The organism is Phenylobacterium sp. (genome assembly GCF_036495085.1).
Lineage (GTDB): Bacteria > Pseudomonadota > Alphaproteobacteria > Caulobacterales > Caulobacteraceae > Phenylobacterium.
In genome coordinates this window covers 34,081-48,118 of record NZ_DASXNL010000017.1, presented here as the reverse complement: position 1 = coordinate 48,118, position 14,038 = coordinate 34,081, and the positions used below count along the sequence as shown (strand labels likewise).

10 protein-coding genes are annotated in these 14,038 nt (G+C 62.8%); 3 read left to right on the top strand and 7 right to left on the bottom strand.

The window, feature by feature from the left end; all coding sequences use genetic code 11:
* Window positions 1-8: 8 nt before the first annotated feature.
* Window positions 9-1,097, bottom strand: coding sequence for a tyrosine-protein phosphatase (locus tag VGI62_RS02710; RefSeq protein WP_331502854.1), 1,089 nt, complete (start codon window positions 1,095-1,097; stop codon window positions 9-11).
* Between the two features lie 196 nt (window positions 1,098-1,293).
* On the bottom strand, window positions 1,294-2,703 hold the full coding sequence (locus VGI62_RS02705) for an MFS transporter (RefSeq protein WP_331502853.1): 1,410 nt from the start codon (window positions 2,701-2,703) through the stop codon (window positions 1,294-1,296).
* Window positions 2,704-2,964: 261 nt separating this feature from the next.
* Here VGI62_RS02705 and VGI62_RS02700 point away from each other — a divergent pair, with 261 nt between their 5' ends.
* Window positions 2,965-3,543: a TetR/AcrR family transcriptional regulator gene (locus tag VGI62_RS02700; protein ID WP_331502852.1), complete on the top strand. Its 579-nt coding sequence runs from the start codon at window positions 2,965-2,967 to the stop codon at window positions 3,541-3,543.
* Here VGI62_RS02700 and VGI62_RS02695 read toward each other — a convergent pair.
* Window positions 3,540-4,352: a glutathione S-transferase family protein gene (locus VGI62_RS02695; protein ID WP_331502851.1), complete on the bottom strand. Its 813-nt coding sequence runs from the start codon at window positions 4,350-4,352 to the stop codon at window positions 3,540-3,542. The genes VGI62_RS02700 and VGI62_RS02695 overlap by 4 nt on opposite strands.
* 342 nt (window positions 4,353-4,694) lie before the next feature.
* Between VGI62_RS02695 and VGI62_RS02690 the strand changes: the two genes are divergently transcribed.
* The gene (locus VGI62_RS02690; protein WP_331502850.1) at window positions 4,695-5,813 is read left to right on the top strand and encodes an NAD(P)-dependent alcohol dehydrogenase; all 1,119 of its coding nucleotides are present in this window, start codon (window positions 4,695-4,697) and stop codon (window positions 5,811-5,813) included.
* Between the two features lie 94 nt (window positions 5,814-5,907).
* On the opposite strand, the gene VGI62_RS02685 is transcribed toward VGI62_RS02690, so the two are convergent.
* The 4 genes from VGI62_RS02685 to VGI62_RS02670 all read right to left on the bottom strand — a co-directional run bounded on the left by VGI62_RS02685 (window position 5,908) and on the right by VGI62_RS02670 (window position 11,220).
* Window positions 5,908-6,327 carry a VOC family protein gene (locus VGI62_RS02685; protein WP_331502849.1) on the bottom strand — a complete coding sequence of 140 codons (420 nt, stop codon included), beginning with the start codon at window positions 6,325-6,327 and terminating at the stop codon, window positions 5,908-5,910.
* On the bottom strand, window positions 6,320-7,258 hold the full coding sequence (locus tag VGI62_RS02680; protein WP_331502848.1) for a DUF7064 domain-containing protein: 939 nt from the start codon (window positions 7,256-7,258) through the stop codon (window positions 6,320-6,322). Before VGI62_RS02680 ends, VGI62_RS02685 begins: the two co-directional genes overlap by 8 nt.
* Before the next feature lie 274 nt (window positions 7,259-7,532).
* Window positions 7,533-10,076, bottom strand: coding sequence for a PEP/pyruvate-binding domain-containing protein (locus tag VGI62_RS02675; RefSeq protein ID WP_331502847.1), 2,544 nt, complete (start codon window positions 10,074-10,076; stop codon window positions 7,533-7,535).
* A 496-nt stretch (window positions 10,077-10,572) separates the two neighbouring features.
* On the bottom strand, window positions 10,573-11,220 hold the full coding sequence (locus VGI62_RS02670; RefSeq protein ID WP_331502846.1) for a TetR/AcrR family transcriptional regulator: 648 nt from the start codon (window positions 11,218-11,220) through the stop codon (window positions 10,573-10,575).
* A gap of 620 nt (window positions 11,221-11,840) precedes the next feature.
* Here VGI62_RS02670 and VGI62_RS02665 point away from each other — a divergent pair.
* Complete coding sequence (locus VGI62_RS02665; protein ID WP_331502845.1) at window positions 11,841-14,006, top strand: TonB-dependent receptor; 2,166 nt, start codon at window positions 11,841-11,843, stop codon at window positions 14,004-14,006.
* Window positions 14,007-14,038: the final 32 nt, after the last annotated feature.

Below are 14,038 nucleotides of genomic sequence, written 5' to 3'. Positions count from 1 at the left end.
GCCGTGCGTCAGATCAGGTAGCTCTGGCGAAGCTGGGCGATCGAGCCGTCAGTCAGGCCGAACCGGGCCTTGGCCAGTGCGACGGGGCCGCCGTAGCGCCGGTCGATCTCGCCCAGGGCCTCGCGCATCACGTCCGGGTCCGAGCCCATCAAGACTTGCAGCACTTCGGGTGGAAGGCGCGACAGCGACTTTGCCTGCTCTGAACTGATAGCGCCCGGCTTCGACGGTTCGGAGGCCTGCTTCAGATAGAAGGACGGCGGCGTATAGGTCTCAGTCAGGGCATAGTCTGCGATGACTGTCTGCCGAGGCACGCCCAGCACCGACAGAATTAGCGCCGAGGCGACGCCTGAGCGATCCTTCCCGGCCGTGCAATTGACAGCCAGCGGGGCCTCTCCGCGCACAAGCCGGGCGAACATGTCCGTGTAGTTCGGCCCCAGCATGTCGAGGTAATGGACGTACGACTCGGCGAAAGCCTGGACGGCGTCGGCACGGGTCTTCGCCCCGGCCATGCGCTCGGCGGTGCTGGCCATTGGGTATTCATAACTGATCACCGCGGGACCGCCGCCGCCCTTCAGGAAGGGGCTGGGCTCACGCGCTCGCTCCTGCGGACTGCGCAGATCGCAGATCACCGCTACCCCGAGGCTCTGGAGGTAGGCCATGTCGTCGGGCTCGAAGCCGGTCATGACGCCCGACCGGTAGAGCCGGCCCCAGCGAACCTGCCGCCCGTCAGTGGTCCGGTAGCCGCCCAGGTCGCGGAAGTTGCGGCCACCACGTAGGGGCAGCAGCCGCTCGGCTACCCGTGTCTGCTCGCCGTCCGCCGCCCGCAGCAGGAAATAAGGCCGCGGCGTGCGTGGCGCTGCGACCTCGACATGGCCCGAGCGGGCTTGGCCTTCCACCCGCCGCAGACGATCGCGTGGCGTGTCGGGCGTGTCTGAGACGAGGATCGAAACGGGTGTCGTTATCGGAGACCACCCGACCTGCACCCTCGAGTCTGCAAGCCGCTCTACGCTTGCGTCCAGCCGAGCCGGAGCAGCGGATCCCTCGGATGCCCGCAATAGGCTCGCACCGGCGAGTGTCAGAAATAGGCGACGGTCCATCCGCCATCTCTACATCAACGACGTGACGGATTTGCTGCCGCCGAAATCGCCGTGGCGCTGACCCAACGGCTAATGCTGCAGGCGCGCCGCGCGCGGAGCCGACTTCTGCTTCAGTGGCGTCGACAATCGCGGCGATCACCGATCGATTTCCGCAGGTCACGCTTATTGGTCGGTGGCGGCTTGCGCAGCGGCATTCTCAAGCGCTGTGCTTCGGCGTCGACACCAAGTGGATGCAGACCAAGCCCAGGACGAGCAAGCCGGCGACGGGAACGAAGCCCATCTGCTGACTGGCGAAGGCGGCCGTGAACATCGCCACGAGCATCGGACCGAGCCAGGCCGTGACGGTCCCGGCGAGGGCGAAAAGGCCGAAATAGGCGCCACTGCGGTCCCGCGGGGTGATCAGCAGAAGCAACGTGCGCCCGCTGCCGGCAGCGACGGTCGCCCACAGAACTACGCCGCCGGAAAACAGCAGAAAGATCAGTTCTGGTGCGCTCACGCTGAATGGCCCGACGCTCCATGCGGCGCCCTGCACGCGATCGTAGTCCCAGGCATAGAGTATCCGGTCCCTGGACATGCCGATGATCCCGGCCGTCGAAGCCAGAGCGCCGAGCAGCGCCAGTTGCAGCGCAACTTTCGGCCCCCAGCGTTCGTCGATCTGTCCGCCAATCAAGCCGCCGAGACTTGCAAAACAGCTCTGCCAAATGGCGAAGACGAGCATCTGCAGAACGCCCCACTGCATAACGCCGGCGGCATAAATGCCCAGGAACATGGCGACGGCCCCGATGGCGTCGGAGATGAAGATATGGGCGACGAGGTAGAGCGTGACGTTTCGCTCGCCCTTCAGCGCACGCAGCATGCCGACGAGATCACCAAAGGTCTGGCGAATGCTCTCGCCCAGGCGGGCGCCGGTCGTCTCCACATCCGGCGTGAACAACACAAGCGGAATAGCGCCTGCGATGAGCAGCGCCATCGTCACCCAGGCCACAGCCCTGTCAGGCTCGTGCATCGCCGAATCCAGGCCGAAGAGAGGGGTGGCCGGAATGAGGCTCCAATCGGTCTTGCCAGGCAGAACGAAGGCCCACAGGACGAAAGCGAGGCTTACGAGCCCCACGAGGTTCGCCAGCATCAGCGCCATGCCTGACGCCCGGCCGGTATGCGGACCGGCCGCGCGCACCAGGAGCGCGTTGTGGATGACTGACGAGTAGGCAAACAGGATATTCAGAGTCGTCGCGACGAACAGTATCGTCATGACCGAGAGTCCGGAGCCGTCGGGACGGGCCCACCATAGGCTTGCGATCAAGGGGACCGAGACTGCCGTCACCAGAAGTAGGAGGGGTTTGCGACCGCCCAGTCGGTCGACCAATGACCCCAGCAGCGGCACCGTGAGAGCGACGATCACGCCTGCGCCCTTGGCGAAGTTGGCCACCATGGCTTGGCCGCGAACCGGGTCGCCGACAATCACCGAGGTGAAATAGGGCATGAAAATGTAGACGGAGACCAGAATGAGGTAGGGGTCGCGCCCACCTTCAAATATCGCCCAACTCCACCCGCTCAGGCTCATCCGGCGCGGGAGCGCCTGTTCGGCGGGCTGGACGGCGCTCGTCATGACTGGCCAGTGACGATGCGCGCCGGTGCGTACCGAACTGGCGAATGCACGTTCACCTGCCTCCCAATACCGCCCCGACAGAGCGGCCGTTCGATAAGTGATACGATAGTATCATTTAGATTCGATAGTCTAAATATGTTACGGAGAATTCATAGCTGGCGTGCAGTTCCGAAGGATGGTAGCAGCCCGCCGTGTCCGTAACGAAGCCCAAGTCCTTTGTCCGATCAACTGAGGCCGCAAAGCATCCGTGAGCGTAATCGCTTGCGTACCCACGACGATATCTATGAAGCGTCTATGGAGCTTTTTATTCGGCGCGGGTATCAGGACGTAACGATCGATGAAATCTGCGAAGCCTCTGGCATCAGCAAGGCTACATTCTTCCGATACTACGGGAGTAAATTTGGCTTGGTGGATGAATTCAACCAGCGGATCGCCGCCAAGATTTCAGCGGCTGTCGATTTTGAGAGCATGTCGGCTTCCGACGCGCTGATGAAAGCCACCGACATTCTCTATGAGGAATGGTTGCAGAGCGCCTCACAGATGCGGAATTTGGCTGAGGAATTCCTGCGTTCAGGGGTCCAGATGTCTCCGGACAATATCGCCGACCCGATGACCCGGAACATGCTTGTGCCGCTCGTCGCCGCGATCCGGACTGGTCAGCAGCGCAGGGAATTCGTGTCCGGTGTCGATCCGGAGCTCGTCGCGCCGATGATCGTGCAGGCCTGGACCATGGGAACGGCGAGGTGGTTCGCTCACGATGACCGCAAGGAATTCCGTGATACCGTGCGGGCCCTTGTTCAACTGATCATCCGCGGCCTGCTGCAGCCGGTGAAGACCTAAGAGAAGTCCGGACCGAACCGGATGTTATCTTGCAGAAGCCCCTCTGCGACCACCTCAAGCCCGCCGGACTTGATCATCCACTCAAGTCGGTGATCGCGATATTCCCGCCGCATTGTCCCGCCGCTCAGCCGCGTGGCGGCGTCGCGCATTGCGCCAATGGCGCCGGCGGCCTCCAAGCCTGTTTCCCTGACGCTGGGCCTGGCGTTCGCGCGCCGGCGCCAGGCCTCCAGCGCTGACTGACGATCTGGTCGAAAACCGTGCGACGCCGACCCATTCAGATAGGGGATGACCGCAAGGTCCCCCCAGCCGAATCGCTCACCATTGAACCACTCCCGGCGGTCCAACTGGACTTCCAGCCATGAGAAGAATCCGCGTGTCTGCTTCGCTGCGGCGGCCTCGAGACGCGCCGCAATGCTTCCTTCCGCACGTTTGAAGAAACGGATTTCTCCCAGGCCCCAGTTGATGGCCTCATAGTGCGTGTCCATGACCTCTTCGAGCATCCTGGCCTTAGCCCGCTCACCAGGCGTCGCGGGCATAAGGGGCGGGGTCGGCCACTTGTCCTCGATATATTCGAGTATGATGGTGGAATCGAAGACGCGGACCGCCCCATCGATTAGTGCGGGCACCTCGCCGCGGGGACTCGCAGCGGAGAAGTCCGGCTCGGCTGCGCCCGACCCAACCCCGCTGGGCAGAAGGGAGCGGAACGGCACGGCTTTTTCTCGCAGAGCAATGCGGACTTTTTGTGCGTACGGGGACAGCGGGTGGTCGTAGAGCGTGACGCCCGATCCCGGCGAGGCCGGCGTCGTCATTGGATGGCCGTGCGACGTCCGTCGCGCTCTGAGGCAAAGGCGCCCAGTTCGGCCAGATAGGCGGTCAGCCCTGGGGGAAGAGCAAAGTCCATGGAGGGATCCTCGACAATCTGGGGCTTCGCCCTTCGGCGAGGCGTCGTCGCAATGATCGTGTGTCAGTCTGGGGTGGTGTAGCGTTCCGGCTTGGCCACGCCGGCAGGGTTCGGGTCGGCCGATTTCGCCTCCGGGCGGTCGTAGCCCTTGCCCCCAGCGTTGCAGCTTCTGACGTCGAGGTATAGATTTTTCTGATACCGGGGTATTGTTTTCCAGCAGCGGACTGGCGAGGCCGGAGCGGAGGACACCATGGATGTGGTTGCGGCGGTTGCGCGGGCGCCCCAGGCCGATTTCAGCATCGAGACGGTGACGCTCGATGCGCCGCGCGAAGACGAAATTCTCGTCCGTATCGTTGGGGTCGGACTTTGCCATACCGACATCGTCGCCAGGGATGGCGGCATGGGCTTCGGCTACCCGGCGGTGCTTGGCCACGAGGGCTCCGGCATTGTCGAACGGGTGGGGGGTAGCGTCACCAAGGTGGCCCCCGGTGACCGGGTCGCGCTTACATTCCGCTCGTGCGGCGCCTGCCCTCGCTGCCAACGTGGCGAGCCTGCCTATTGTCACACGATGCCTCAGCTCAACTACACAGGCGCGCGCCTCGACGGCAGCAAGGCCATCCACAGCCAAAACGGGGCCGTGGTCAGCAACTTCTTTGGTCAGTCTTCGCTGGCCGGCTACGCCCTGGCTTACGAACGCAACGTCGTGAAGGTGCCTGACGATGTGCCGCTGGAGTTGATGGGGCCGCTTGGTTGTGGCGTTCAGACCGGTGCGGGGGGGATTATGCGCTCCCTGAGATGCGAAGCGGGCTCAAGCCTCCTCGTCACCGGCGGTGGCGCGGTCGGCCTGAGCGCCGTGATGGGAGCCGTGATAAATGGCTGCTCGCGCATCATTGTCCTGGAGCCCCACAAGGCGCGGCGGGAGCTGGCGCTAGAGCTGGGCGCCACCGACGTCATTGATCCCGGCGTGGCGTCAAATCTCGAGCAGGCGGTGCGGGCGATCGAGCCGGTCGGTGTCGACTACGCCTTCGACACGACAGGGCGGCCAGACATCCTGCAAGCGATCATGGATTGCCTTGGTCCGCACGGCACGCTCGGCGTCGTCGGCATTCCGCCACCTGACGCCCCTATGCCCGGCCTGATGATCAAGGCGATAACCTTCGGCCACGCCGTCAAGGGCATCATCGAAGGTGATAGCGAACCCGATGTCTTCATCCCTGAATTGATCGAGCACTACCGCCAAGGCCGCCTGCCGTTCGACCGGCTGGTGACCACTTATCCGCTCTCGAGGATCAACCGCGCCATCGCCGACCAGCATGCCGGTGAGTGCATCAAGATCGTGTTGCTGCCTTGGGAAAACGGCCAGGACTGAGACGGCCGACTGGGCGGTGATCGATGCTCGGCGCCGCCCGGTTCGCCCTCCAGCTACCGTCCAGGCGGGCAAGCTTCGAACTCATCATGCCCACCTAAATCCTCTGAAGCAGCTCGACCATGTTGCCGTCAGCGTCGGCGGTGATGGCGTAGAGAGCCTTCACCCGGCCGACCGGCGGCTCAAGCGTTACGCCGGCATCGAACTCACCGATCGGCTGGACGTCCACGCCGCCGGCCTCAAGCCGGGCGACCGCGGCCTTGATGTCGGCGACGTTGATCGTGAAGTAGGTGATCCCGGCGCTCGGTGTCGATGCCGCCGTTTTCGCCCCCATGTCGGGGATAACGTAGAGCTTCAAAAGGGTGTCCCCGCAGGCATAGATCAGCAGCTTTCCATTGGGGAGCTCGACCTTTCCCATGAACGGAAGGCCGAGGGCCTCACCGTAGAAGCGCTGCTGGCCGGCCTCGTCGGCGACCATGATGCCGATGTCGACGGAGCCTTTGGAGAGCTCAAGCACCGGAAGAGCTCTTCAGGACTTTATGGTAGTAGTCCTTGTTCCAATAGAATGAGAGGATGCCAGATCCGGAATGCTCACCGCCGTTGACGGTGAAGTTATAGTAGCAGTCATTATTCCAGACATCGCCGCTCTCTGTTGGAGCGGAACAGTACGACTTGCCTTCAATCCGCGTCTTGCGGCTCTCGTTGTCGACTATGTTCATGACGATCCCGCGCTGGATGCCGTCAGCGTCATAGTCCGGGCAAATCTCCATGGTGCTGATTGGCGACATCTGTTTGCCGTCCCAGACGAAGCCATACGGGAACACGCCGCCGTCCAGCGCCACCCCTTCAAAAGCATGGAACGCAAAGTCGCGGCCGCACTGGCCGGCGATGTATTTGCTCTTGTAGAGCGGCTCCCACTTTCGGGGTCCCCATGAGTGGTCGGAATCGCCTGTCATATCAAGATCATAGCGCTTGCCGTCGAGGACCATCTCGCCCATGGCGTGGTAGGGACGGTGGTAGCGATCGCCCGCGAGGTACTTGGGCGTTTCGTGCCAGTTGTCAATGTAGTGCCAGTTGCCGGCGAAGAGATCGATGTCGACATCGAAGTCGAAGCGTTCGCCGTCGTGGAACGAGAGCTTCCACTTCTTCAGGGGTTCGATGCGCTTGTAGTGAGCGATGCCGCCGACCCTCATGTCGTCCCACTCGGCCTCCGGAATGGGAAGTTCCTTGGAGAATGAATAGAGCAACTTATTGGGCTCGCGATTCCAGCCCTGGGTTAGGTAGGCGAACAATGTGCAGTGCGGCTTCTCTTCGTGAGGGTAGTACGCATAGTAGATCGCGCCGCCCATTTCATGCTCGGGCATGTCGAAGCAGTACCACATACTTTCGCGCCAGCCTTGGCGGCCCGTGGAGGGATGGCGTAGTTCGTCTTCAGCGCGAAGCACCATGGCGTTACCCCATATGTAGACAACCGCCGGACAAGCGCGGGAGGCGGGATTGTACCGGCATCCGACTTAGGGACGTCGACCGCGGGCAGGGCGCCAGTGGTCGGGGACGTGGAATGATCATCCGTCCCCGTTCCCGGATCGCCGCCCTTAGCCGTTGACGTCAGATCCAATCGTAAGACTGGATTCAGAAGTTGTGACCACGGTATACTTTTGTCAAGAGAGCGCGACAGCCGCGTTCCGCGGGCGAGATCGCCCGTATCAGCACCCGGTCAGCTTACGGCTTCCCGCCGCTCTGAGCGCTGTTCCCATTGTTCGCAGACTGGCCCTCGACGATCATTACGACGCCTGTGGTGCCGTTTATCCTGACCAGGTCGCCGTCCGTCAGAAGAGACGTGGCGCCCCTCGCGCCGATCACGACGGGCAGTCCATACTCCCGACCAAGCACCGTTGCGTGGGAGAGCATGCCTCCTTCTTCCGAGATCACGCCGCCAATGATGCCGAAGACTGGAGTCCAGGCCGGATCGATCGCGTGAGTTACGAGGATGTCGCCTGGTCCCACTGAGCCGAGTTCCGCCAAGGTTCTGACGTGGCGAACCGGGCCGGTGACCACGCCGGGCGCCCCCCCCGTGCCGCTCAGATCGCCCTCGCCGGCTTCTGCGGCGAAGCCGGGATCGTGGGGCTGGTTGCCCTTGAGAAATGGCGGGGGTTCTTGTTGAGACACCTTTTCCCACCAGGGCCGCCGCCAGGCGGCGCGAGAGCGTAGCCGCGCCGCGCTCAGGGCGCCGTCCAGGTGCGCGTAGAGCTCGGTTTTTCCTGCAAAAAAGACGTCCTTGGCGTCCTCAAGAGCGCCGCTCTGCGCCAACCGGGCCCCGAGCGCCCGATATGCACAACGCAATTCCCAGAAGTAGTGGTCGAACGTGTGGCGTTGGTTGTCGCGTTGCATCCAATAGCGCTGGGCGGCCCGCAGCACGCCTTCGAAGATAGCGACCCGCAAGGCGCCGAGGCGGCCACGCCCCACTTGCTCCAGTATTTCGAGTTCGCGCTTCCTGCGTCGCAGAGCCGTCCTGGCGTGCGCCACCGCCGGGTCCGCAAGTTCACCCAGCCTGAGAATGGCGCCGATCTGGTTCAGCAACAGCGCCGCGTCGTCCCCCCATCGGGGCTGGTAGAGATCCCTGTCCGAACATCCGCGGTGGGGGCGCTTGGCCTGGAAGGCGCCGAGTTCAGACAGGAAGTCAGGCCCGCCGCTCACGCTTGCGATGCTCGAATATTCGCTCCTCAGGATCACGTCGCGGACCGCAGGCCTTGCCTCCGCCGACTTCGCCAGGCGCCACAGGTCGAGGTTCTCATCGTGGGTCAGGGATTCACTCAGCCCGCTGGTGAGCACGCCCACCGTGTCCGGATCGGCGCCAGGCGCCCAGCGCTCCACGAGGTGGACCAGTAATCCGAGATAGTCTCCGGCGTATCCGACGCCGAGCGCGGCCACGATGCTACGTTCCCGGCGTTGGGTTTCGACGTACTCGATGAAGCTTCGAATTTGCCCCGGCTGGGCGTGCGCGTAGTCGGGCCGGTGCAGATCGAGCCCCGGCAGCCATTCGTCATGCCATTTCTGATAGTAGTGGTCGATGTTCGCCCAGAACGACAATGTCGAGGGATAGCGGGCCGCAATGGCAAGGTTCGACCGCCATGCCTCGCTGAAGAAGCCAATAGGCTTGAGCGCCCCGCCTGGATCGGCGCGGCTGGCGAAGGTCACGTCGGAGTAGCTGTATCCATTGTAGTAGCGGACGCTTCGTCGCTTGCCCGCCGTGGCGCCATGGAGTCCCGCGACCTCCGGAAACATGTCGGAGAAGAATGCCGCCATTTCCGAATAGTAGAGCGGGGTCACCGGCATCCCTGAGAGCGGTGAGCCGCGCGCCCAGATCGCCTCCGGGTCGGTCTCCAGGCCGCGGTCGCGGACCCACTGGTCGAGCAGACCGGTGAAGTATGCGCCCCCGCCCGTGGTCACCGGCCGCGCCTGCAGCATGTGGAGCGTGTCCCCTTCGAAGGCAAATTCCGCGTCCATGGGGAAGTCGAACCAGTCCTCAAGTCGCCGCGCGGCGTCCGCCAGCTGCCGAAGCTGGTTCGCTGAGAGGCTTGGGGTGGCTTGTCGCCCATCCTGAGCGGGAACCTCGACGACGCCCTGCTCGGTGAGCTCGCTCGTGACCCGCTTGGCGCCCAGCACCGTTTCCGCGGCCGCTCCCGTCGCCTTGTCGATAACGAAGGTGTCGGGCTCGGCGCGGCCCGAGACCACCGATTCACCAAATCCGAAGTTGGAGTTCACCACCATCTGGTCGGTGCGCTCGGTCACCGGATGGATCGTGAAGAGCACGCCTGCGGCCGTCGCCGGCACCAACTCTTGGACCAGCACGGCCATTTCCACGCCGCCTTCGTCGCCCTGGGCGGTCCGATAGGCCGTCGCGGCCGCTGAACTCGCCGATCGCCAGCAGCGCTCTAAGGCCTCGATCAACGCCTCGGGCGTTCGTACACCGAGGATGGTGTCGTACTGTCCCGCAAACGAGGCGTCGGCGCGGTCCTCAGAGGGCGATGAGGAGCGCACCGCGACCGGCGTCCTCATGCCACTGAACGCTGCGAGGATCTCCTCCCGCGCAGCTTCGGTAGGCGAGCCTGTCTCTTGCCGCTCACGGTAGGCGCGGGTGGTGATGCAGAAACCGTCCGGCACCGAAAAACCGGCCTGCCGGAGTTCGGCCAGCCCCGCAGACTTGTTTCCGATCACTCCCGCCATTCCGAGGGTGGCTTCGCTCAACGCGATGACGTGAGCCATGGTCGACCTCTCCCGCCAGGCGCTTGCGAGGCCTGGGCAAATTTTGATTTCGCGTCTTAATATGAGACCATGGTATCGACAAAGGAAATGGAGAATTCGGTAAAGAGCGATTTGCAGGTCTTGCGTTCGAGCCCGTCTCGTCGCCGCGCCGACTGCGCAGCCGCTATGCGGATTCAGATTTGCTGTTGGGAGTGGACCCTCCCCGGTAGGGAGGAGCCGCCCAGCTTCCTTCGTCGGGGATGTGCCAGCGGCGACGACTGGACACGTTCCGCCGGCGACAGCTCGCTGTCGGGCCTGCCGACGGTTCGGGCAAAGCGCGACCTCCGGCCCGGGCGATCTACGATGTGGCCTAACCCGGCCGGCTCAACCGCGGCGACATCCTGGTGACCCGACAGACCATCCTTCTTTGGCCGTCGGCCTTTCCGCCTGGCCGGTGAGGTGCTGGGGCGGCGAATCGCTCGCCCCTCGCTGCAGCGTTATTCAGCGAATTTCAGTCTCACGACTTGGCGTCACGAGATCGCACGAGCCCGCGTACGATGACATTGACCAATGACCTCAGGAGCTGACGAAATTCGACGCGATCGTCATGGGCGAACCAGAGGCTGGTCGCCATGCCCCAAGCGTAGACGACCATCGATGCGACCAGTTGCGGGTCCGCCTCGCGGATGAATTCTCCTGATTTCTGCCCGTCGGCGATCACGCGGCTGAGCAGAGCGATGAGATTGCGGGCCATGGGATCCGCGCCATTTTCCGGCGAGACCCGGACGCCGGATCGGAGGAATTCCTGGGTGAGGTTTCTCATCTGGACTGCCGTATGCAGCCATTCCTCGTAGAGCGTGTCGGTGGCGGCGATCAGGGACTCAGAAGCAGACCTGGTTCTCTTCTCGAGGTCGACCTCAATCTTGCGGGCTATCCGCTGGTTGAACTCGTCAACGAGCCCGAATTTGTTCGTGAAGTAGCGGAAGAACGTGGCTTTGCTGATTCCCGCCGCCTCACAGATCTCGTCGACCGTGACGTCCTCATAGTCTTTGCGCTCGAAGAGCAGCATCGCTGAGTCATAAATGTCGTTGTAGGTGCGGATGCGATTTCGCTCGCGGATGCCGAGCGGTTTCGGTCGTTGGTCGGTGGTGTCGGCTCGGTTCATCTCGATTCGCTGCTGAGTAGTCTCGTTTCAGGTAGTTCGACCGATCGGCGCACCGGTGTCAGTCAAGGGAGTTCGGCAGTGGTCTGCTCTGCCGAGGACGGTCGAATGATGTGAATCGTTTCGGTCGACCCTGATAGTTCAACAAGATCGGCGTCGTTGAAGCATTGGCTCGCCGGCTCGACGGCCGCGACATGGGGCAGCCCAAATCCTCGGCAGAAGAGACCACGATGCGGGCGCGGCGTCCGTCTCAAGGATTAGACCGCCCGACCGCAAAAGCGTCCACGACGAATCCGGCTGGCGCCACCAGGACCCCGCCCGGCTGAACGCGAGTAAGTTCCCAAACATCGTAGACCACCCTCCCGGTCCAGGCGCCTAGCATGGGGGCCGGCGGCGATACCCCTGAGCTTTTTTTCTCCGAAAAGCCATAGCCGCCACAGAACGCTTAGCCGGCTCAAGCACGCATCCCGCAATGCGTCGGTCCCTCCGGGTGGGGGAGGCCGCAGCTACGATCGGCAAGTAGTTCCCACCCATCGGCCTTGGCGACTTCGAATTGACACTACCGTAACTTGGGTACAAATATGAGACAACGGTCTTAAGATAAACCGACGGGGAGAAAACCAATGGGTCCCGTGTTCAATGCACGCGCCTCCGGCCTGTGCGCGCTGAGATTTGCCGGCCTGTCCCTCCTCTTCACCAGCGTGTCTGCCGCCGCCATGGCCGAGGAGACCAGCCGCACCACGGCGGCAGCTTCGAACACAGTCTCGGAGGTGATCGTCAGCGCCCAGAAGCGAGACCAGGACATTCTCACTGTCCCCACCAGCGTGCAGGCCCTGGCAGGCACGACGCTCCAGCGGCAGGGCATAACCGAGATAACGACCGCGCTGACCAAGATCCCCGGTGCTTCGCTTCAGGGACAAACCAACTCGTCCCAGACCGTCTACCAGTTGCGCGGCGTCGCCAACGGAGACGTGCTTGGAGACGCGACCGTCGCCTCCTACCTCGACAACTTCGCCTTCTCGGTGCCGACCGTTCCTTGGGCGGCGCCGGCTGATCTCTACGACCTGAACCGGCTCGAGGTTCTGCAGGGCCCGCAAGGCACGCTGTACGGGAGCAGTTCACTGGGGGGCGTGATCAAGGTCATCACCAATGATCCGGACACGAAGCACTACGATCTGACGGCGTTCGCGTCAGGCGGAAGCGTCGAGAACCACGGCTACGACTACGAGGGCGACCTGATGGTCAACATGCCCCTCGCCGACACGTTTGCAGTGCGTGCGGTCATCGGCGCAAAGCATTTGACCGGCGATGCGAGCGCGCCGTTCCTGGGGATTCAGAACGCCAACGGCTCGGACGTGTTCTCGGCACGCATCAAGGCGCTCTATCAGCCCACCGATAAGTTTCGGCTGCTGGCCTCGTATTGGTACTACAACGACCATCAGGACTTCACGAACCGGGTCGATCACTCCAACCCAGCCCAAATTGATGATCGGGGCGTCGGAAATTCACCGAGCAAGTATTGGATCGGCGCCCTCGATGCGCAGTACGACCTCGGTTGGGCCAACATCCTGAACTCGGTCGGGTACATGGCGCGGCAATCGAGTCTCCTGGCGGTCGGCTGCCAGGTGGACACGTGCTTCAACGTTCAGTCTCAGGACAACACGAACTCGTGGTCGGATGAACTGCGGTTGACATCGCAGGGCGAGGGGCCTCTTCACTGGATCAGCGGCTTCTTCTACCAGCACGGAACTGACAAGGGGCCAACGTTCTTCAATCTTACAAACCCAAACCTGCTGACAGTCTCTTCGGCTGGGGTGAAATCCGACGAATACGCGGTCTTCGGCGAGGTTTCGTATGATCTCTTTGACAATAAGATCCGTCCGCTGGTCGGCCTGCGCTACTCAAAGATCGATCGGAGTCTCAATCAGAACTCGAATACTACGATCGAAAGCACTCCGCCGATCCTCGTGCAATCGACCGCAGGGGCTTCCGGCTCCTTCTATCACCTGACCCCGCGGTTCAATCTTTCCTACATCCCCAATGAGTCCGGGATCATCTATCTGAACATCGCCCAAGGGTTCCGGCCCGGCGCCCTGCAGAGCGCGTCTGAGGTGGCGTCGCTGAAGGCAGTCCTTGGGGTCGACACGCCTGTCCAGCTGAACACCGACTCCCTGTGGAGCTACGAGGTCGGCACGAAGTGGCGCGTGTTCGATAACACGATGAGGATCTCGGCTGCGGTCTATGCGATTGACTGGAAGAACGCCCAGTTCCAGACCGGCGCATCCGGCGTCTCCGGCATGATCAACCTCGGGGACGTGAAGGGCTATGGTTTCGAGCTGACCATTTCTCAGCAGACCCCTATTCCCGGGCTTTCCTGGGACTTTGCGGGCGCCATCAATTCGACGACGATCGACGGCATTCACCCGGGGGTGCTCGCAGCGCTGCCGTTCCTCTCCAACGGCATGCAGGTCCCGCCGGTGCCTAAAAATAACGCGTCGTTCGACGTGTATTACGAGCACCCTTTGCCGTTTAACGACATGCAGTTCACTTCGGCTCTCTCATTCTACTACCGCGACTCTGAGGAAGATCTGTCGACGGGCCGTCGGTCCGCCGTCCTGCAGATCTGGTCAGCTCGCGCCGGGATCCGGCGGCCGACGTACGAAGTCCAGGGGTTCCTCGACAACTTCACCAACGAGCAGGGCCCGACGATCTGGGAGGAGGGGCGCATGATCGTGCCTCGCCCGCGCACGATCGGCATCCGGATGTCATGGACGCCTGAGGCCCACTAGCAGTCGGCTTTCGAAAGCCGTTCGGATATCGC